Source organism: Microbulbifer mixtoriginis (SeqCode), from assembly GCF_052467705.1.
Genome location: NZ_CP174322.1, coordinates 2,532,915 through 2,553,129, shown reverse-complemented (window position 1 = coordinate 2,553,129; position 20,215 = coordinate 2,532,915). Strand labels below are relative to the sequence as shown.

Annotated in this window: 18 protein-coding genes and 2 tRNA genes; 8 read left to right on the top strand and 12 right to left on the bottom strand. The window is 47.6% G+C overall.

The window, feature by feature from the left end; translation table 11 throughout:
• Positions 1–123 precede the first annotated feature (123 nt).
• The 4 genes from ACJJIB_RS11320 (at position 124) to ACJJIB_RS11305 (ending at position 3,161) form a co-directional block, all read left to right on the top strand.
• Positions 124–197 (top strand) — tRNA-Cys (locus tag ACJJIB_RS11320).
• A 94-nt stretch (positions 198–291) separates the two neighbouring features.
• A tRNA-Leu gene (locus tag ACJJIB_RS11315) sits at positions 292–378 on the top strand.
• Between the two features lie 1,164 nt (positions 379–1,542).
• Entirely contained in the window at positions 1,543–2,082 is a 540-nt protein-coding gene (locus ACJJIB_RS11310; protein WP_444886113.1) for a cysteine hydrolase family protein, read from the top strand.
• 476 nt (positions 2,083–2,558) lie between these two features.
• Positions 2,559–3,161 (top strand): hypothetical protein, encoded by a 603-nt coding sequence (locus tag ACJJIB_RS11305; protein WP_444886112.1) that lies wholly within the window; start codon positions 2,559–2,561, stop codon positions 3,159–3,161.
• Between the two features lie 93 nt (positions 3,162–3,254).
• Here ACJJIB_RS11305 and ACJJIB_RS11300 read toward each other — a convergent pair whose 3' ends face one another.
• Positions 3,255–3,398, bottom strand: coding sequence for a DUF4113 domain-containing protein (locus ACJJIB_RS11300; protein WP_444886111.1), 144 nt, complete (start codon positions 3,396–3,398; stop codon positions 3,255–3,257).
• A gap of 107 nt (positions 3,399–3,505) precedes the next feature.
• Complete coding sequence (locus ACJJIB_RS11295; protein WP_444886110.1) at positions 3,506–3,661, bottom strand: hypothetical protein; 156 nt, start codon at positions 3,659–3,661, stop codon at positions 3,506–3,508.
• A 345-nt stretch (positions 3,662–4,006) separates the two neighbouring features.
• Here ACJJIB_RS11295 and ACJJIB_RS11290 point away from each other — a divergent pair, with 345 nt between their 5' ends.
• From ACJJIB_RS11290 to ACJJIB_RS11280, 3 genes are all read left to right on the top strand, one after another.
• Positions 4,007–4,837, top strand: coding sequence for a TauD/TfdA dioxygenase family protein (locus ACJJIB_RS11290; protein ID WP_444885040.1), 831 nt, complete (start codon positions 4,007–4,009; stop codon positions 4,835–4,837).
• A gap of 367 nt (positions 4,838–5,204) precedes the next feature.
• Positions 5,205–5,750 (top strand): RNA polymerase sigma factor SigZ, encoded by a 546-nt coding sequence (sigZ, locus tag ACJJIB_RS11285; RefSeq protein ID WP_252085825.1) that lies wholly within the window; start codon positions 5,205–5,207, stop codon positions 5,748–5,750.
• A 63-nt stretch (positions 5,751–5,813) separates the two neighbouring features.
• A complete protein-coding gene (locus tag ACJJIB_RS11280; protein WP_444886109.1) occupies positions 5,814–6,515 on the top strand; it encodes a glutathione S-transferase family protein in 702 nt (233 codons plus the stop codon).
• 393 nt (positions 6,516–6,908) lie between these two features.
• Here the strand turns inward: ACJJIB_RS11280 and ACJJIB_RS11275 are convergent, their stop codons facing one another.
• The gene (locus ACJJIB_RS11275; protein ID WP_444885043.1) at positions 6,909–8,081 is read right to left on the bottom strand and encodes a dipeptidase; all 1,173 of its coding nucleotides are present in this window, start codon (positions 8,079–8,081) and stop codon (positions 6,909–6,911) included.
• A gap of 189 nt (positions 8,082–8,270) precedes the next feature.
• Between ACJJIB_RS11275 and ACJJIB_RS11270 the strand changes: the two genes are divergently transcribed.
• The gene (locus ACJJIB_RS11270) at positions 8,271–8,744 is read left to right on the top strand and encodes an LEA/WHy family protein (RefSeq protein WP_444886108.1); all 474 of its coding nucleotides are present in this window, start codon (positions 8,271–8,273) and stop codon (positions 8,742–8,744) included.
• Between the two features lie 71 nt (positions 8,745–8,815).
• On the opposite strand, the gene ACJJIB_RS11265 is transcribed toward ACJJIB_RS11270, so the two are convergent.
• From ACJJIB_RS11265 to msbA, 9 genes are all read right to left on the bottom strand, one after another.
• Positions 8,816–9,772 (bottom strand): lipid A-modifier LpxR family protein, encoded by a 957-nt coding sequence (locus ACJJIB_RS11265; RefSeq protein ID WP_444885045.1) that lies wholly within the window; start codon positions 9,770–9,772, stop codon positions 8,816–8,818.
• Between the two features lie 56 nt (positions 9,773–9,828).
• Positions 9,829–11,538: a sulfatase-like hydrolase/transferase gene (locus ACJJIB_RS11260; RefSeq protein WP_444886107.1), complete on the bottom strand. Its 1,710-nt coding sequence runs from the start codon at positions 11,536–11,538 to the stop codon at positions 9,829–9,831.
• A 264-nt stretch (positions 11,539–11,802) separates the two neighbouring features.
• Positions 11,803–12,369, bottom strand: coding sequence for a CDP-diacylglycerol--glycerol-3-phosphate 3-phosphatidyltransferase (gene pgsA / locus ACJJIB_RS11255; protein ID WP_252085819.1), 567 nt, complete (start codon positions 12,367–12,369; stop codon positions 11,803–11,805).
• Between the two features lie 106 nt (positions 12,370–12,475).
• On the bottom strand, positions 12,476–14,290 hold the full coding sequence (gene uvrC, locus ACJJIB_RS11250) for an excinuclease ABC subunit UvrC (RefSeq protein ID WP_444886106.1): 1,815 nt from the start codon (positions 14,288–14,290) through the stop codon (positions 12,476–12,478).
• Positions 14,291–14,329: 39 nt separating this feature from the next.
• Positions 14,330–14,983, bottom strand: a complete 654-nt coding sequence (locus ACJJIB_RS11245) for a response regulator (RefSeq protein ID WP_252085817.1) — start codon at positions 14,981–14,983, stop codon at positions 14,330–14,332.
• Between the two features lie 482 nt (positions 14,984–15,465).
• Positions 15,466–16,482 carry a UDP-N-acetylmuramate dehydrogenase gene (gene murB, locus ACJJIB_RS11240; protein ID WP_444885048.1) on the bottom strand — a complete coding sequence of 339 codons (1,017 nt, stop codon included), beginning with the start codon at positions 16,480–16,482 and terminating at the stop codon, positions 15,466–15,468.
• Positions 16,483–16,492: 10 nt separating this feature from the next.
• Positions 16,493–17,260 carry a 3-deoxy-manno-octulosonate cytidylyltransferase gene (gene kdsB, locus ACJJIB_RS11235; protein WP_444886105.1) on the bottom strand — a complete coding sequence of 256 codons (768 nt, stop codon included), beginning with the start codon at positions 17,258–17,260 and terminating at the stop codon, positions 16,493–16,495.
• The gene (gene lpxK / locus ACJJIB_RS11230) at positions 17,250–18,284 is read right to left on the bottom strand and encodes a tetraacyldisaccharide 4'-kinase (RefSeq protein ID WP_444886104.1); all 1,035 of its coding nucleotides are present in this window, start codon (positions 18,282–18,284) and stop codon (positions 17,250–17,252) included. Before lpxK ends, kdsB begins: the two co-directional genes overlap by 11 nt.
• 8 nt (positions 18,285–18,292) lie before the next feature.
• Positions 18,293–20,107 (bottom strand): lipid A export permease/ATP-binding protein MsbA, encoded by a 1,815-nt coding sequence (gene msbA, locus ACJJIB_RS11225; protein ID WP_252085812.1) that lies wholly within the window; start codon positions 20,105–20,107, stop codon positions 18,293–18,295.
• Between the last annotated feature and the right edge of the window lie 108 nt (positions 20,108–20,215).

Here is a 20,215-nt window from a genome sequence, read left to right as displayed (position 1 = left end):
TAGTCCATAGAATAGCGCCCACTTACGCAGCCAAGGGCACGTAAGTATAAGAAAACGCTAGGATTTTTCAGATTTATCAGATAGAATTCGCAGCGTTCTCATCCACACACGATGTGGAACAAAGGCTAGGTGGCAGAGTGGTCATGCAGCGGACTGCAACTCCGTGTACGCCGGTTCGATTCCGACCCTAGCCTCCATTTTTCCTTTTCATTGCAGAATCCTGTGAACTGCATTGAACGTGAGGATCCAGGGAAGAGCAAAAGTGCTAAACTCCCGTCTCGCAAAGGAGCTGCCCGGGTGGTGGAATTGGTAGACACAGGAGACTTAAAATCTCCCGGCTTCACGGCCGTGCCGGTTCAAGTCCGGCCCCGGGCACCACACATTTTGTTAGAATCAAAAAACGAAATATCTCTTGACACAAATTTTGTGCACACCTTCAGAACCTCTAAACTCTTTCTCAAAACTTAAGGCAGAGAGAGTAGAAATCGTTTTCTTGATTCAAAAGTGCTCCTACTCCCCTAATCACTCTATTTAAATTCAGCCCGCCCTTATAATCCCAGCTGTAAAATAGCCGAGCCCCTACACATCAATACCACCTATGTTAATGGTTCGTCGATCCCACAAGGTGGTAAGGCACTTGACTGAAGTAAGCTTTAAGAAACCATGGGCCAGATTTTCAAACTACCATAATTTGCCTGATAGATTTCAGCCATCTTTTTGCCAGCCGACATCTCTTGCTCCTGAAAAAATAGGGGAGCTACGCTACTTCTTAGCATTGTATACAGCAGAAATAAGTGCGGACTCTGTCTCTCCACCCATGATTTACATAGAGTGAAAAGAGGTAATTGCCTAAATTTTCAATAGGGGGATGGGCTCAGCCTAAGAGATTCATGAATCTGAGTTGACTCTTGCTTAATAAACCTCAGTCGACACTTTCCTCCCATCGCCAGAAGAAGTCATTCACGGGCGACCCAGAATAACTCTTACAATAGCATTTTCTCACCGCGCGCTTATCGCCCTAGCCTGCTTGCGGTCATCATTGCCCAACATTACCCTACTGAGATGCTCACGTACTGCACCAGTAGTTAATAGAGAAGCCCTCAAGCCCCTTAGTTACTAGCTTTCTGGGAAATCGCAGCCTAAGAAAACAGCCTACTTTATTCTGTGTATATCGATGAGTTAGCCATCAGTCTTGAACATTTTTTACCCCCTTAAATTACAACCAGAAATCAACCTGGACTGACCTGATGCCGGGTCATTTATAATCATACTCAATTGAATTCTCGATCATCGCGCTGTTATTTCTGGGAGACTCTTAAAAATCAAATGTCCCCCCTTCTAACCAATGAGCCGTGTGATCACTAGAAAAGTTGATAGCGGTCATGATGGCTACTTTTCCACTTGTCTCTACAGTACCAAGTAGCTGCAGCCTGTTAATTTAGCTGCAGGAAGAAGCTAGTTGGCGTATATTTGCAAATAAAATAATAGTCGTTGTGATAAGGTCACAATGTAACTGTCAGACCAACAACATATGGATTCTTAATGTCCCAAAGCAAAGCCCTTTTAGCTATCGATGTTCAAAACGCTCTTTGTCACGGTAAAGGAGCTACATATAATGCACTTGGGGTAATCGATAACATCAATCTAGTTGCGTCGCGAGCAAGACAGGCTGGTGCCCCGGTCATTTATATTCAGCATGATACTGAGTCAGATGCTTTGAGGTATCAGACAGAGAGCTGGCAACTTCCAAAAGAGCTAGAGAACTCAGACTCAGATATCTACGTAAGAAAGCAGGCCTCAGACTCTTTCAAGGACACCGATCTCAAAGACCACCTGAATAGATTAGATATTCAGGAGCTAATTATATGCGGCATGCAAAGTGAGTTTTGCGTAGATAGTACGTTAAGGTGTGCCCTATCGCTTGGCTACACTGTCACCGTCATAGCGGATGGCCACACAACTGTAGATAACGATATTATTCCTGCAAATACGATATCCAAGCATCATAACTGCACTTGGGAGAATATTACCAGCTATAGCGCAAGAGCAACTGCAATCAATGCCAATGAGATCGTACTATGAGAGGCCTAATAGATTTAGACAAACGGACAAATTACTCTGCCTTTGGCTCCGTAATTTGCCACTGCTAGAGACGTTAGGGGCCCATAAGGAAATATCGATGTCAGAAGTAGTTACAATCAATTACATCGTGTCTAGAGGTAATGAAGCTGGAACAGTACTTGAACCGCATAAACATGAGTGCGGTAGATATGTTGCTAGCATGTCTCGCTTTAAAAAAGACTACGTTCGAGTTGAATCTCTCCGGGAACTCGCCATTTTGTCACAGCACGGTTTTAGTGTTCGCATGAGTAGCCCAGATTCAGAGAATCACCGAGCTCCAAGCCTCATATCACCAGACTCATTAAAAATTGTCTATAGCGAGGTCACTGCTAGCACCTAACAAACCGCCACAATCGCTCCCGATGGATGCTGGGACAGCCAAAACACTACGCTTATTTTTCCACCCCTATGCGAGGCATTATACGCAAGGAGATAAAGTGCGATTTTTAAGATTTTTCATCTTCATTTTCTTCTATCCAGCCACATTGCATGCAATAGAAGGTATTTCAGTTTACACAAAAGTCCATCCTCAGCTATCTTCTGTAATAAATTTAGAAAACGAGCTATCTATAGAATTCGGGGTGATCCCTGGAGCTATTTTCGGGCAGCCTCTTAACAGTCCACTGTGGCTTGTAAAAATTGATGATTCAAAAAGCGTAGCCTGGCCCACGAAACGAGAAAAACATGAATTTTTGCCTTTCATAGCGAAACTCGCTAAACCAAACGAAAACTCTAATTTAAGTATTAAGCCTGCTGACACACAATTGGCGAGAATAAGTATTTACGGTTATTTCAGCAAAACAAAACAGAACGTGGAGGCTAGTGCACTTTCTGAAAGCGGCAATTACCTTATGCTGGTGTATTTCGATAGGCCTTGCACCCTTTCTGGATTTGTGAATCTCAACAATAAAAAAGTCAAGCACTCAATCAATATTGAATCTTCTGGATTTCATTGGATTGAAGTTACTATCGGCGAAAAAGAGGACTCACTTTCTGTATATTCGCCGCACAAAAATGTAATTTTAAATATCGGCAGCTAAACGTACAACCAGTGGTTATATCTTTTCATCTTCGCTATTCAAAGCCAATATCTAGTGAAACACTTATCCATAAAGCTAATGCTATACCACCCCTTAAGTTACTTCCCTCTGCAAATCTCCCCATAGAGTCGTATAGGCAGGCGATGTAAACACCTGACGTATCTTCCACTTTTTCTGGATACCCTCGGCTACTAGAAACAGCGTCCCGTGACCAAGCTTTTTATTGATCCGGTCCATCGTCTACATGGTTTCCCCTTCCCTGCCCCATTTCCCTGACTGAGGGCACGGGGGATTATTACGCCTAGCCCGGCTGCCGCTTTCATAAAGCGGCAGCCGGGAGGCTATCAATCCGCAATGGTTTCTCTTACCAGCCGCACGATCACCCCCGTGGCACCGGTGGAGTATGGGGTCTGCACTACGGCGCAGCGACTGTAGTAATTGGGCTCATGGGGTAAGGCATGTAGGAATACATGTAAGGCTGTAAACCTCCACTTTGGCACCTAACACCCGCAGGATAGCCATTACTCTGTGGGAGATATCGCCATTCAGAGTAATTTCTAGAGAAGGTCGCACCAGATGAATGTGCAACCAGCACGGAACTCAGGAAGTACATCAAGTTATTAAATATTGAGATTTTTTTGCTTAGCATCAAAGTTGCGTTATGAGATAGTTGCTATAGATCTATAGAAATATGACGCAAAATATATCAATTTTTGTAACTCATTAATTTTATTTCCTTTTATTTTGATAGAGCCAAAATCAATGGGAAAAGTGAATTACAAAAGGTTGAACCTCTTTACGAATATCTTATTATGCGATGACATTCATTTGATGCGACACCTATCATGCATATCTCTCAGTTCTCAACAGGCTGTGGTGCGCTCGTGGAAGGCATACAGCTAGCTAATTTATCTAGTACCGAGCTAAGCGACCTACGCCAAGCTTTCGCTGATCATGGCGTGCTATTTTTTCGCAACCAGTCTCTATCCCCTGAGGAGCACCTGACCTTTGCCCGCCGCTGGGGCGAAATTGTCATCAATAAGTTTTTTACCCACACTCAGGAATATCCAGGCATCGCTGAAGTACGCAAGGAGAAAGATCAGGAAACCAATGTAGGCGGTGGATGGCATACTGATCATTCTTATGATCAGGAACCAGCCCTCGGCTCGATTCTGGTTGCCAGAGAATTACCCAAATCCGGAGGCGATACCCACTTCGCCAACCTACAAAAGGCGTACGAAAGTCTTTCCAATGGGCTAAAGCAAACACTGGAAACACTTAGGGCCGTACATTCCAATGTCCACGTATATGGTGAGGATGGTTACTACCAATCAACAGATTTGTCATCACAACTTGGGGGCGTCAACGAAGTTGGAGAAGCGATTCATCCGGTGGTAATCCAGCACCCCGATAACGGGCGCAAGATTCTCTATGTAAATCCAGGGTTCACACTGCGCTTTGAGGGATGGACACCTGAGGAAAGTAGACCTCTATTGAACTTCCTATTTGCCCACGTGCTCACTAATGGCTATACATGCCGCTTCAATTGGGAGCCGGGCTCAGTCGCATTTTGGGATAACCGCTCTACCTGGCATTCTGCCGAAAATGATTATCAGGGACAGTTCCGCCTAATGCACCGTATCACTCTTGCCGGAAGAGCATTAGAAGCTGTCTGACCAGAGTTTGGGGCGTCGCAGTTCACCGGTCAGTGAAAAGGTTCGGCTGCGCCCCAGATAGACTCCTCACACTGGCCGGGGCTTTAATCATCAACGGTTAAGTATGTGTCATTAGCGACTATTAAAAAAGGCAACTTCTAGACAAAGCTCGACCCTCGAGAAGTATCCAGTTACTCCACCTTCCTCTAGTGATTTCTCTACACACCTGGCCCTACCCTCTAACCGACTCTTATCTACTGGATTTGATTAGTGTCTTGCACCGCCGCTAAACTTAGATGAAAGCGAAAGGGTTCTTCTCATCTAATTTCGAACAAGTGGCTGAAACCAGCTGGTCAAAAAAATGCATAACGCAAGAGCGATAAAAAATATGACTATTGATTCTGTTTGGAAAGAATATCGTTCAGCCCTGCGAGCTTTTCTCAGCTCAAAGGTTTCATCTGCCGATGCAGTTGATGATCTGCTCCAAGAGATCCTGATAAAGATTCACAGGAATCTCCATACAGTAAGGGATCAAAAAAGTATCAAGTCTTGGCTATTTCAGATAGCCAACAGGACAGTTATTGATTTCTACCGTGAAAATGGAAGGCTCAAGGAAGTAGAACTCGAAGACAACTTGTTGTTACCTGAAGAGGATTCAGAGACGCAGCGTAGGTTATCAGCCTGTATAGAGCCTTTTGTTAACGCGCTCCCACAGGAGTCAGCTGCTCTACTAAAGGCTATTGAACTGGAAGGTCAGTCACAAAAATCTTATGCGACAGAGCATAAAATCCCCTACTCCACCTTAAAATCCAGAGTACAAAAAGGTAGAAGCCAACTGCGCAAACTATTTGAGGACTGCTGCCATTTCACTCACGACAGCCATGGAACAGTGATCGATTATGTGCCGAAATCAAAACACCATAAAAATTGTTAAATAGTTTCGTCTTTTTCAAAAAGCCTCCGTCATATAAATACAAACCAATGACGAGGACGAATTATGATCAAGGTTGTCAGCTTTAAAATATGCCCTTTTGTTCAGCGAGTAACCGCCCTTCTTGAAGCAAAAGAGACTCCCTATGAAATTGAATACATTAGCTTGAATGATAAACCTCAGTGGTTCCTGGATATCTCGCCCACTGGCCAGGTACCAGTTCTGATCACCGATTCTGGGGAGGCCCTCTTTGAGTCCGATGCGATTGTTGAGTACTTAAATGAAATAGCCCCACCTCTAGAGTCAGGGCTCACTCCAGAACAACGTGCGCGCGACCGAGCCTGGAGTTACCAGGCAGCAAAGAACTATTTGCTACAGTGCTCTGCTCAACGTAGTAAAGATGAGCAAACACTGGCTGAGCGTAGCGAAAAACTGAGCAAAGTTTTTGAGCGAGCTGAAAAGGCTTTAGGACAGGGGCCATATTTTAAAGGCGCGACGCTAAGTAATGTCGATATTGCCTGGCTACCACTTCTTCACCGAGCTGCCATTATCAAAGCACGTTCCGGGTACGACTTCATTGTCGACTATCCAAAAGTAAAGGCATGGCAAACTGCCATTCTGAATACTGGATTGCCAGAAAAATCAGTACCTGAAGATTTCGAAAAGCTCTTTACAGATTTCTACCTATCAGAAAATACTTTTCTTGGAGGTAACAAGGCAAGTACCCACAATCTAGATAACTCTTGCGCCAATGGGAGTTGCTGCTAATCTTCTCTACCGCACGCCCCTTGAAAGAGGGGCGTACAAAGAGAAAGCGTGTCAATTTACCCAGCACAAACATACTACATAACTCGAATAAATCATTAGTCCTTGTCATTTTATTCACTGCAACTACTTCGGAGCTCATAGTAGTCAACAAGTCAAAGCAACCCTATTTACCCTTGATGTTACAATGTTATGCGAGATCAGATATTTCTAGATGTCTGGATTAATATCTAGATGAAGTTAAATTGTTAGGAGATTGTCAGGCTCCGAACAAATGGATAGTGATTCACATGCCCTTCAAGAATCACCATCTCCCGAATACATCCCAATAACTCTGATCCAGTTCTTACAGGTTGGAATGACAACTCTCTCTCGAATAACCTCAGAAAGTAAATTTCAATCCCCTTGGGGTAAGTTCTTCAGGAAAAAGTCTCGCATATTTTCACCCATGACCTTTCGAATTTCCTCTTCAGTGAACCCTTGACTTAGCATTTCTGCGGTCAAAATCCCCAAATCACCAGCATCAAAAGAAACTTCAACAGTGCCATCATAATCTGAACCAAGGGCAACATGATCAACCCCTAATAGATCTATGGCATAGCGGATTGTTTTAACAATATTGTGAGGGCTATTATCACATACCGCTTCTTCCCAAAATCCAATGCCGATCAAGCCCCCTTGATCGGCAATCTCCTTCATTAGGTCATCGCTAATATTCCGCGGCGAATCACACATACCTTTCAGGCCAGTATGAGAAATAATTACAGGCCTTTTGGTCAGAGCCAACACATCCCTCACAACAGGCTCTGAGGAGTGGGCTACGTCGATAACAATTGAACGTTTATCCATCTCCTGCACAGCTGACCGACCAAACTCTGTTAAACCAGCCCCACTTTGCCCATGCAAAGATCCACCCAGTTCATTGTCAAAAAAGTGCTGTAATCCCATCACTCGAAAACCGGCCTCATAAAGGCGGTCAATATTGGATAACTCACCCTCTAATGGGTGGGCCCCTTCAATACCAAGAATTGCTGCGAGGGTGCTAGCGCCTTGTTGCCGGGCCTGGAGGACTTGCCTCAGATCTTCCGCATTACGCACAATGCGAAATTTCTCGGGAGAAGATTCCTGTAGCTTAGTGGCCCTTTCAGAGTGAAAAAGTGCCCGCTCCAACAAGCTATTCCATGTTCGCGGCGGCCAACCTTGAGCAATTGCCAGTAAGGTTATATTGTCACCAGCACTAGCAGAGTTTTCATTTAAGTTCATGCCCCGGGGAGACTTAGTAACAGAGGTAAAAACCTGCATTCCCAAATTACCACGCCGTGCCCTGGGTAGATCCAGATGGCCATAGTTTACCTCCTTTGACAAATCACGAGACCAGAGGAAGCTATCTGCATGCAAATCACCAACAATGAGTGATCTATGCAAAGCTTCAGCTTGTTCGGGAATTTTAGGGGGCTCACCAACACTAATCTTGTTTAAACTTCGCTCAATTCCTGGCAGCAAAAGCCATTTCCAGCTCGCGAACAATATTAATGCCACTGCTGTCAAACTTATAAGCCAAGTCTTCATTATGATTTCCTGATGCCAGTAGTCTTGTTCACGATTGGGGTTATAACCTGAGACGTTGCGGCATGTCAGGAGCCAGCTAGGTTTGGAAACACTCAACGATCAATTAAAAGTCAATACGCTCAAAATACACACACAACATCACCTTAATCTGGTGTCCAGGTCAATATTTAGGAAAACCAAGGAATCATAGTGACAAATTATTATCAATTTATTCTAATATTGTTGATTACAGTACTATTTAGTGGCTGTGCGGCACTTTCACCGAGCTTCCAAAAACCTGAAGTAGAAGTGGTCGCCGTGGAACCTCTTCCTGCAAGAGATGGCAATAATCTCAGATTTCGAATTCACCTTCGTGTTTTCAACCCAAACAATAGTGAATTGGCACTCTCCGGTCTTTTCTACACTCTGCGGCTAGGTGGGCATAAGGTTTTGACGGGAACCTCAAATAACCTGATGCCCATCGCCCCCTACGGCCAGGATGATATCGCTGTGGATGCAACAGCTAGCATAGTCGGCTCAATCTTTGCCGCTGTAAACCTCATTAACTTAAATCAGCACTCAATACCCTATGAACTAGAAGCAAAAATAGGCTTGCGTAAATCACTACTTCCCTCAATTAAGGTGAATAGAAGTGGGGTCATTCACTTGAACCAATATCGGTAACTCTTTCGCTTGATTTACTACTTGTCGGTCTGTGGATTGCGAGCCTGCTTGCCCTCCTCATTACTCACCCGCTAAATTTGCTTGGTAAGGATCAGGGACATTACAAAGTTACCCATTGGTGCACTGTTATGACTGAGGAACCCCTCATCAGGATGGGACTGGGACTCATAAATTTTTGTGTTATACATGATCTTCAAGCCGAATTCGTAAGAGTTTCGACCAAAGAAAGCGCCGATATTCGCAAACGTCACCTCCTTCTCAGGGGTGACACCGTAGCTGAAGATTTTTACTCCTCCCTTAGTCTTTGAATTGCCCTCCATCAATACATTCCTTTGAACAGTTCTATGCTCTAACCCAGCCTGTAAATACCAGTAACGCCCACCCTCAAGGGGGGAGGACGCGGCACTAAAGGCGGGTAAAGAGCTTCCCAATAAAACTCGCACCCCTGCACCAAAGTCCCTGACGATATTACCTGTTTTCCAACGAAGGTAAGGCACTAGTCGATAGCTTGTGCCCCATATGACATTTTGAAGTAAGTGATAATCTAACTTAAGCTCAGGCATCAGTCCCCATTCATTGAAGACCTGGGAATCCCATCCTTTGGGGGGAGAAGACGAGACAATCCAGTGCATAAATTTCTGTGTTTGGCGAGCGCCCGCTCTAGAGCCGACTGTTCCGGCATCAAGTGTTAAATCAATCATCCACTGATTTAAAATTTGATATTTGTATCTTATGCCTAAATAGCTCCAACCTGCATAGGGATGCTCTTCATTAATGGGTTCAGATCTACCAAGATGATCTGGAGTATAAATCTCCTGACCAAACCTCAAGGTGTAGGGCTTTCCTATAGGGCTCCAACGAACAAAGAAACCGCCTGTATAGTCTCTGTCTGTCTGGAAAAGTGCATCATTTACTAGTTCAAGCTGTAACTTCCCTTTTGGTGAGTCATCCGCACAAAGCATTGAGGCGTGGCAGACAGACAGCAAACCGACAATAGAAGCTGAAAGTTTTTTTCTATTAATAAGCACCCTTAACCTGCCCTCTCGAATGATTTAACCAGTTTCTCCAGATCAAAATCCGGTGATTAATGCCCCCAATCCCCAACCTTATCGGCCCCAGGGATTTGAAACTCCAGGTATTCCTCAATGCTAAATGGCATTTCTTCCACGACTGTTCGAACTCGTTGGCCAATGGCTTTGGTCTCAGGGCGCGCATTGGCAAGTCCGGTGTAGGGGATACCCTTCCCGCTAGGCACATCAGGATACTTTTTCTTAAAGAGCCGATGCCGTGCAACCATATGATTGAACTGCCCTTGGGTGTATATCAAAGGCACTAATTGCGGATATTCCTCACGCGGGTCCATGTAAAGATCGTAGTAGGCCTCTGGCATTCCTGAAGACGCAACCTCACCAGCGCCTATCCAGTGACGCTTATAGCGCCCTTTAACCGTAGCTCCTAGTTGGTTGCCGGTATAGATAAAGACATAATCCCGGCGACTATGGGTATCGCCATTTAGCAGCAGTGCAGTCTGATCCAAACCATCCACCACTCTGTCGGTTGGAATATACTCAGAGGCGCCAGCAAGCCTGGCAAATGTGGTGTACAGGTCGGCGATATGAATAATATCTCCCACTACCTGGCCGGGTTGAACCATACCTGGCCACCAGGCAAAGGCTGGGACTCTTACCCCTCCTTCAGTGAAATCCCCTTTGCCTCCCCGATAGAACATTGGGAGCATACCCCAACCCGCAGGGGGACTGTGCACCATGGGACCATTGTCTGCCATGGCTATAAAGAGAGTGTTTTCTGCAATACCCAGCGCTTGCAGCTCATCCATTAACTGGCCGGCGAAGTTATCCACTGCGGGAAATGAATCCGCCACCATCAAACCAGAAACGGATGGCTTGGGCATAAAGGCGGCCATAAAATTCAAAAAATTAGGCCAGTAGGCCACAAAGAAAGGCTTGTTGGCTTCAGCGTTCTTACGAATGAACGCTATGGTACGACGCTCCGCCTCGGGGTCGAACTTGCTGAAACACTCATTGGAAGTCCCGCACCACTCCCTACCAGGCTGTCCTTTTTCACCTTCAATATTCATGACCCAACCGGTGGGAACCAAACCGGGGTTATCCAGGCGATAAGGGTCTGGAGGGTATATCTCAGGAAACATACCCAGCACCGCATTTACGGCATTAGCTTGAGGGTTAAAAAGAGAGGTTATCTGGTTCATTGGGGTAAATAACGCCTCATCAAACCCCTGGTTGTGCAAGTAGCTCTCCTCAATATCTCCCAAGTGGCCTTTCCCAAAGAACCCAGTGGCATACCCGGCTCTGGACAGCACCTCCGCAATGGTTACTTCCTCAGCACGAAGCCCAGAAAATTCATGGGGCATCCCCACAGCCCCCATGCCAAAGCGCACCGGATGGCGACCGGTAAGCACAGCAGCGCGGGTTGGAGTACAGGAAGGTTCAGAGTACATGCGAGTAAAGTTGATACCCTCTGCGGCCATCTTATTTAAGTTTGGTGTTGAGTAACCGAAATTTTTTTGTAATGCAGGAAATCCAACAGCACCAAAGGCCGTGTCATCCCAGAGAAGGAAAACAATATTGGGGGGCTGCCCATATTTATCCCGTAGAGCCTGTAACCGCCTGGTTATTTCTGAGTCTTCTTGCTGCCAGCGCTCACCATTTTGCATTTTCAACACATAGTATTCAGCGTCATGTACTATCTGTGCCTGCACAGGCATCCAGCTCAGAAACACCAGCAACCCGATCAAGATTTGCCTCACTGTCACAGTCCATCCTCCCTCAGTAAGTGTGGCTGGAAGTGCAATACTTTTATTAACTGTGTTACAACCCCAATGCATCACTCTAGAAGAAAGGTGTCATGGGAGCGCTATAAGTGGCGACAACTAGAAAGTTTTTATGAGTGGCCAGGCCCTACAAAGGCCCAGTGGTTCCGACAGGAAGGAAAGAATTTAAGTCATGGAGGGATAGGTGTCCCACAGCATACAGAAGGACACCTAAAATAACGAGATCGGCAATAACAGGGATCTAGGTTACAGAGACTTATGATTATCTGCCATCAATACAGGCCAGGCTGCGCGTAAGTACATCACCATGGTCCAAAGGGTCAGAGCCGCGGCAATATACAGCAGTAGATAGCCCAGAGTTTCCATTACAGGAAAGTCGCGGACATCAAAAGCGAGAAGCACTATGATTGCCGCCATTTGTGCGGTTGTTTTTATCTTCCCGACATAGGACACAGCAACACTACTGCGCTGCCCCAGTTCTGCCATCCACTCGCGCAAACCTGAGACCGCGATCTCCCGGCAGATAATAATGGCTGCAGCCACAGTGAACCAGGCACTTTTGTGCAGACCCACAAGCAATACAAGCGCAGTAGCTACCATTAACTTATCTGCAACAGGGTCAAGAAAGGCGCCAAAGGCAGTGCTCTGATTAAGTTTCCTTGCTAGGTAGCCATCAAGCCAGTCGGTAACTGCGGCAGCTGAAAAAATAACGGCAGAAGCAATGTAACTCCATTTATAAGGTAAATAGAAAACCAAAACCAGGACAGGTATCAGTGCGACGCGAAGCAGTGTAAGTTGGTTGGCGAGTGTCATACTTTTCTCTGTTCTTGCGGAGGGCGTACGTTATCAAGCTGTGGGGCAAATTGAAACGCTCAATGAGAAACCCGGAGAAAAAATCCGCCGCCTGTGCCCTGCATTTTTACTCGTGATGTAGTGCCGAGTATATATCCTGCGCAAGCTTGCGACTGATGCCATCTACACTAGCAATTTCTGTCACTGTAGCCTTCTTAATTTCCTGAAGACCGCCAAAATGGCGAAGCAATGCGCGTCTACGTGCGGGGCCCACGCCAGCAATACCCTCCAGAGGGGACTCCCTTCGTTTTTTGTCACGCCGCGCGCGGTGCCCGGTAATTGCAAATCGATGGGCCTCATCTCTAACCTGTTGAATCAGGTGCAATGCCGGGGAGTCCGCCGAAAGTACCAGTTCCTGATTACTGGAAACGATATGTAAGGTCTCAAAACCTGCTTTACGGGTAGTGCCCTTGGCCACTCCGATTATCTGAACACCTACAACGCCCAGGCCATTGAGGGTATCCACCGCCTGACTGACCTGCCCCTTGCCACCGTCAATTAACAGGATATTAGGGAACTTACCCTCACCTCCCGATAGGCGCGTGTAGCGACGCTTAAGTGCCTGCCCCATTGCAGCATAATCATCACCAGCCTGAATGCCATCAATATTAAAGAGACGATAATCTGACTTAACTGGACCGCCTGAATCAAAAACCACACAAGAAGCAACCGTGGCCTCACCCGAGGAGTGGCTGATGTCAAAGCATTCCAGCCGCTCGGGCAACTGTTCCAGTCCAAGCACTTCTTGAAGGGCCTCAAAACGACTAAACAACTTCTGCTGCGCTGCAGTGCGGCTACTTAAATTCTGCTGAGCCGCCTGCTGGGCCATTTCCACCCAGGTAGCGCGCTTGCCTCGCAGTTTATGGGTAACTGAAATGTCTCGCCCTGCCTGAGCACCGAGTGCCTGCTGCAGCGGAACCACATCTTCTATAGATTCCGAGGCTAGAATTTCACGGGGAATTTCTCTTGGACTACCGAGATAAAATTGAGCCACAAAGGCCGAAAGTAATTCAGGGTGGCTTAAGCCCAAACGCTCACTGGGAAAAAAGCTGCGACTACCAAGAATTCTCCCCTGTCGGATAAAAAGTACATGCACACAGCAGCTACCACCCTCGGTGGCAACACCATGGACATCAACATCCCCTGTATCACCCTCTGCCACTTGATCCGCTTGAAGACGCCGTAGTGCGGATATTTGATCCCTGAAGCGCGCGGCCTTTTCAAACTCCAACGCTCTTGAGGCTTCATCCATTTCATCGGCCAGTTCACGAATAATATTATCGCTCTTGCCAGTGAGAAACATTTCTGCGTGGCGTACATCTTGGCGATACTCCTCGGGACTGATGAAGTCTACACAGGGTGCCGTACAGCGCTCAATCTGATATTGCAGGCAGGGCCTGGATCGATTGCGAAACACGCTGTCTTCACAAGAGCGAATACGAAAGGTCTTTTGCAAAAAATTCAGGCTATCGCGTACAGAAGAGGCATTGGGAAAAGGACCAAAATAGCGGCCTTTCTTTCGCTTAGCTCCACGATGGAGTGCTATGCGGGGAAAAGTGTCAACACTGGAAAGAAAGATGTAAGGATAGCCCTTATCATCTTTCAGCATCACATTGTAAGGCGGACGCTGGGATTTAATCAGGCTCTGTTCGAGTACTAATGCCTCGGTTTCACTACGAGTAACAGTTACTTCGATGTTGCCGATCTTCTGCACCAGCGCCATGGTCTTGGCTGTGAGCCCAGAGCTGCGAAAATAACTGGCAAGCCGATTGCGTAAATTTTTCGCCTTACCCACATAAAGTATATGGTTACTGGCATCGAACATTTGATAGACGCCAGGCTTACGGGTAACTGTAGAGAGAAAACGCTTGCTATCGAACATCTGACAACCGGTCTTGCCGCTTCAGTAAATACACGGATATTAGAGCGCTGCTTCGGGGTCGAGTATCTGGTACTTGACGGCAAGCAAGGTCAATTCCACATCGCTGTTAATATTCAGCTTTTCAAATATCCGATAACGGTAGCTATTTACGGTTTTAGGGCTGACCGAAAGGGACTTGGCAATCTCAGCAACCTTGGCTCCATTCACAATCATGTCCGCAGTTTGCAACTCACGTTTAGAAAGTTTTTCAAAGGGAGAAAGGTTATCCGATTGACCTGAGACATTGCGCAGAGCCATTTTGGTAGCCATGGAGTTGCTGATAAAAACTCCACCATTCATTACTGTATGAATTGCACGCACCATCTCTTCAAGATCTGCCCCCTTGGTCACATAGCCCATAGCACCGGCTTGCATTAGGCGGCCAGGAAACAGGTCGTCATCCAGGGCGCTAACAGCCACTACTTTGACTTCAGGACAGCGGTTTAACAGCTTGCGGGTCGCCTCCAAGCCACCCATTCCTGGCATTTTTACATCCATCAAGATGACATCAACCGCAGTCTCACGCACGAATTCCAGCGCTTCTTCGCCACAATTCGCATCGCCAACAACTTCAATATCCTCGACGTCACTCAACATGCGCGAAATCCCCATTCGCACAAGGTCGTGATCATCCACCACTAAGACTTTGATCAAGCTATCCCCAACTACGGATAAGTGCAGTGGCTACGCGGCGTACAATCCCCTCGCGCGTGCTCTTGAACTGCGTTCTTCTTTTTACTCACGGAGAAACTACTCCGCGCAGATCCTCCCCAAGAATCCAGTCGCAACATACCAGACAAAAACGCTACTGCAAAGCGCCACAACCGTCTCAAATGCTGTTTAACTGATGTTTAGCCGCAGGATCTTGGCTTGTATATAGCGATTAATTATAACCTAGAAACGTAACAGCTAATCATTCTGCACTCAAGCCGGCCTTTGCCGCATGACTTGAGGAAACGAAAGTTCAAGAAATAAAAAAAAAATTTTGTACTTTGCAATAGTCAATAGATTTTATATTTCTAACAGCTATAGCAGAATTCTTTATAGAAACCAGTATAAAGTCCTGTCATCAAAACCAGACAGGACTTAGGGCTCGCACTTTGCGAATACTCGAAAGGCAGTTTATTTACTGAGTTTTAAGGGTAAAAGCGTGGCTCCGGCTCGAGGGAAACACCAAATTTTGAATGTATATCGGCAGCAATATCCTGAGCAAGCTGTACTAATTCACGGCCTGCTCCCCTGCCAGGATTAATCAGCACCAGTGCCTGGCGCTCATGGACTCCAACCGCACTGCGCCGTAAACCACGCCAGCCAGCGCGATCTATTAACCAACCAGCGGCAAGCTTCCAATCCTCGCCGGCCGCGAAAGCAACTAGATCGGGATGCTCTGCTTTTAGACTCTGATAGAGATCCGTATCTACCACCGGGTTTTTGAAAAAACTCCCAGCATTGGGGATCTCAGTAGGCAAAGGCAGTTTGTTACTCCGGATATCAATAACTGCTTGAGCAATCTGAGTAGGTGTCGGGTGGTTTGCATCCCAATTGTGCTGCGAAATATATTGGCGCAGTGCCGGGTAGTCAACGCGCGGCTGCCAGTCTTGTGGCAACTGCAAATTCACCTGGGTAATAATATACTGGTCGCGCAGACGCCCTTTAAAAACACTATCCCGATAGGCAAAACCACAATCGTCTTTAGTAAAGTCGTGCAGCTCACCTGTGGCCACTTCCATAGCCTGCAAGCTTGTAAAGCGATCACACAACTCGATACCGTAGGCACCTATATTTTGGATCGGTGCCGCACCAATCTTACCGGGAATCAGTGCAAGATTTTCAAGTCCACCTATGCCACTGTTGACAGTAGCCATAACCAGCTGGTGCCAATTTTCCCCAGCCGCAGCTTCAATAGTATGCCCCTGACTATTGGGCTCTATTAAAAGTCCTCGCAAGTCGACCTGGATAACAAGACCTGGGAAATCATCGGTCAACACAACATTGCTACCACCCCCCAAGGGTAAGATTGGTAGTTTCTGTGTTCTGGCAAAGGTCAATGCCTCTCGCAGCTGATCCAGGTTTTGCACCCTGGCAAAGTGGGCGCTACGAGCCGAAATTGCCAAGGTGTTGTGGGGCTGCAGATCAATATCAGTTTCTATCATGCAGGTAACTTTAACCGAGAAACTCACGCATTCGCTGGAGATCCTGCTCGGTGTCTACACCACCAGGCACCTCCGCGCAGGCAACAGCCACATGAATATTCTCATCGTGATACAAAAAACGCAGCTGCTCTAGGGCTTCAAACTGCTCCAGCGGCGCCACTGGCCAAGTAACAAAACTTTGCAGCAGCGCTACACGATAAGCATAGATACCGATATGACGACGTGGTTCCAACCCCTGCGGCAACTCATTTGCGTGCACAGCAAAGGCATCGCGCGGCCAAGGTATTGGGGCACGGGAGAAATAGCGGGCTAACCCGGATTGTGCAGCAACCACCTTAACAATATTAGGGTTGCGGAAATCTTCCACCGTAAGAATAGGTTCGCACAGGGTAGCCACACCGGCGCGGGTATTTTCCGCAAGGTTAGCGGCTACCTGATTAATTACCTGAGCAGGAATTAAAGGCTCATCCCCCTGTACATTCACCAGAATACGGTCATCGGCTAAACCCAGGTTAACAGCGACTTCCTGTAGGCGGTCAGTGCCCGATGCGTGATCAGCAGAGGTCATACACACCTCACCGCCAAAGCCTCGAACTGCCTCCGCTACACGCATGTCGTCGGTGGCAACGATGACCCTCTCTGCATCACTCTCGCAAGCCCTCTCAAAGACATGCTGAACCATGGGTTTGCCGGCAATATCTGCCAAGGGCTTGCCCGGTAAACGACTGGAGCCAAAGCGGGCGGGAATAATGACATCAAATGAGTGTTTATTTTTCATCTTTGGAGAACTGTTGCAGGTGCTGGTGCACCTTCTGATAAAAAAGATCTGGCAGCTTGGCACGCACTTCCAGCGCCCACCAGTGACTCTCCCAGAAATCGCGACACTTCACCGCGTCTTTCATCGTCATAATCACTGGTGTCTCGCCATCGAAATGCAGCTCCTGGGGGCTGAACTGGTGATGATCCGCAAAGGGCTGCTCCATCACCTTGTAGCCCATACGTTGCAGTGCGCGGAAAAAACGTTTGGGGTTTCCTATCGCTGCCACCCCATGGCAGGGGCCTGGCTCAGGGCCTGAGGTCAGGCGCAGCGTAGAGGTCTGATCAAGGTTAAACTGGTGCCAGCAGGCAGGCTCCAAAGTCATCTGGTATTCCAGTAGCGCACCGCACTGCTGTTTCACACTGGCTTCAGGCTCGCCATTACTCACCACCAAATCGACACTCTGTAAACGACTAATGGGTTCCCGCAAAGGGCCACGAGGGAGCATATGCCCATTACCGAGACCGCGACTGCCATCCACCACGCAGATTTCAAAGCTTCGCCAGAGGCTGTAATGCTGCAAACCATCATCAGAGAGAATCACATCACACTGGTGGTAATCAACTAACGCCCTCGCCGCTTCACTGCGATTGGGGGAAACCATCACCGGTACCCCGGTGATCAAATGCAACATCAGCGGTTCATCACCGGATTCCAGAGGGTGAGACTGAGCAGTTACCTGGTAGGGATATTGCTCTGCACGGCCACCATAGCCACGGCTAACAATCCCGGGATTTTTCCCCCGCTCTTTTAGCCAGCGAGCCAACTCTGCCACCAATGGCGTCTTACCAGCACCACCGACGGTGATATTGCCTACAACAATAACAGGTACCGATAGTGGTTCCGGTGGGGTGCGGGAACTGATCACCCTGCGCCGATTACTCACTCCGCTATAGAGCAACTCCAAAGGCGTAAGCAGAGATAAGGCAGGGCTTGTACCGTCCTTCTTGTACCAGCGCTTGTTGAACCAGTCTTCCAGTGACATCCAGTGCCCTAACCCATTGTCTGCTGTTGTAATAATGTGGCATAGCGCCCACCCCGGGCGAGCAGTTCGCTGTGCTTGCCACTCTCTACGATACGCCCTTTCTCCATAACCAGGATTCGATCCGCACTTTCAATCGTACTGAGACGGTGGGCTATCACAAAGGTGGTGCGATTTTTCATAACTTCTGTCAGAGCCGACTGGATATGGCGCTCTGATTCATTGTCCAGTGCTGAAGTTGCCTCATCGAGAATCAATACCGGTGCATCTTTTAATAGCGCCCGCGCAATAGACAATCGCTGTCTTTGGCCACCGGAAAGCATCTGGGCATTGTCCCCCAATACAGTTTCCAAACCTTGAGGTAGCTCCTCAATAAAGTTAGCCGCATGCGCCAACTCGATAGCCCGCAAGACATTCTCTTTCGGTGCTCCTTCCAAATCGCCATAGGCGATGTTGCGATAGACGCTGTCGTTAAATAGGACGATATTTTGGGACACCATGCTGATATGTCGGCGTAAATCTTGTAGGGGAACCGTTGAAATATCGACTCCATCAAGAAGGATCCGCCCGCCAGTGGGCTCGTAAAAACGCGCCAGCAGACTGGCAAGCGTTGTTTTACCGGAACCCGACGCCCCTACCAGCGCAACTGTTTCGCCCGGCTCCACCGAGAAGCTAATATTCGACAGCACCTGGGGAGCGGCCTCATCGTAACTAAAATCGAGAGACTCAAAGGTAACCGCACCACGCACTGGCTTGGGCAGCACCTCGCGGCCGCCCTCTGGCTCACTGGGGGTATCCATTACTTCAAAAATACTTTCCGCGGCGGCAATTCCCTTCTGAATATCTGCAAAAACTTCTGAAAGGCTGCGAACCGGCTTGGCCAGAGAAGCTGCGGCACCAATATAAGCGGCAAAGACCCCCGCGGTCATGGATTCCACCATACCCGGAGCCAGGGCAAACCACACAATAGTGGCAGTAGATAGGCCAACCAGAATCTGAATCACCGACACGCTGGCATTGTTGGCCACCACCAGCTTCATAAATTGTCGGCGGTTATTGTCACTGGCAGATTCAAAACGTGAATTCTCATATTCTTGACCACCATACATCCGTACTACTTGATAGCCATTAATCGCCTCCTGGGTAACATGAGTGACATCACCCATGGAGTTTTGGATGCGATGGCTCAGTTTACGGAATCGTTTGCCCACCGTACGCACGATTAGAGCAATCAAGGGGGCAAAAAGGAAAAAGGTCAATGTCAGCTTCCAGTTCACCAACAACAAGTAAGCCAGCAGCGCAACGGTAGTAAAAGTCTCGCGAAATAAAACCTTAACCGCCTTGGTAATGGAATTGGTAACCTGCTCAACATTGTATGAGACTTTGGAAATCAGGTAGGCACCCGTGTAACGGTCAAAATAGGCACTAGGCAGCTGGCCAATCTTCTCAAACAACTGCGAGCGCAACTGGTGAATAATTGCGCGCCCCACATAGGCGAGACCATAACTGCCAACAAAGTTACCAATCGCACGCAGCAGAATAATGATGAGCATGGCCAGAGGTACCAGCCAACGCGCAGTCTCCTGTGGCATTACCCCATCGGGATAATAGGAGGCTACGTATTTCGAGAGAAAACCTCTGCTTTCTTGGATGCCAGCGCCCACCGCATCTAACAGCAGCTCCGTAACGGCAATTAAGCTGACGCCCATGGTGGAAAACAGGAAAAATCCCAGCACTGCAACAGCAAAAATCGCTAGGTGCGGCCGAGCGTACGCGAGTAAACGACGATAGGTGTGCGCCCCGTGCTGTGGTTTACGGGGGGGCATGGTTACTTTCTTCATACAGACCAATGACTGGACTCGCCCCAACCCCTTAGGCAGTGGGGCGAGTACGCTCGCAAGGCTAATCGTCCATCCCTGGCATTAAAGCAAAGC

What these genes read in the sequence shown, in the direction of transcription:
- uvrC (WP_444886106.1), bottom strand. Translation starts at nt 14,290, where the DNA reads ATGTTCGATAGCAAGCGTTTTCTCTCTACAGTTACCCGTAAGCCTGGC.
- sigZ (WP_252085825.1), top strand. Translation starts at nt 5,205, where the DNA reads ATGACTATTGATTCTGTTTGGAAAGAATATCGTTCAGCCCTGCGAGCT.
- ACJJIB_RS11280 (WP_444886109.1), top strand. Translation starts at nt 5,814, where the DNA reads ATGATCAAGGTTGTCAGCTTTAAAATATGCCCTTTTGTTCAGCGAGTA.
- ACJJIB_RS11310 (WP_444886113.1), top strand. Translation starts at nt 1,543, where the DNA reads ATGTCCCAAAGCAAAGCCCTTTTAGCTATCGATGTTCAAAACGCTCTT.
- ACJJIB_RS11300 (WP_444886111.1), bottom strand. Translation starts at nt 3,398, where the DNA reads ATGGACCGGATCAATAAAAAGCTTGGTCACGGGACGCTGTTTCTAGTA.
- kdsB (WP_444886105.1), bottom strand. Translation starts at nt 17,260, where the DNA reads ATGAAAAATAAACACTCATTTGATGTCATTATTCCCGCCCGCTTTGGC.
- ACJJIB_RS11290 (WP_444885040.1), top strand. Translation starts at nt 4,007, where the DNA reads ATGCATATCTCTCAGTTCTCAACAGGCTGTGGTGCGCTCGTGGAAGGC.
- msbA (WP_252085812.1), bottom strand. Translation starts at nt 20,107, where the DNA reads ATGCCCCCCCGTAAACCACAGCACGGGGCGCACACCTATCGTCGTTTA.
- ACJJIB_RS11275 (WP_444885043.1), bottom strand. Translation starts at nt 8,081, where the DNA reads ATGAAGACTTGGCTTATAAGTTTGACAGCAGTGGCATTAATATTGTTC.
- pgsA (WP_252085819.1), bottom strand. Translation starts at nt 12,369, where the DNA reads ATGACACTCGCCAACCAACTTACACTGCTTCGCGTCGCACTGATACCT.
- murB (WP_444885048.1), bottom strand. Translation starts at nt 16,482, where the DNA reads ATGATAGAAACTGATATTGATCTGCAGCCCCACAACACCTTGGCAATT.
- lpxK (WP_444886104.1), bottom strand. Translation starts at nt 18,284, where the DNA reads ATGTCACTGGAAGACTGGTTCAACAAGCGCTGGTACAAGAAGGACGGT.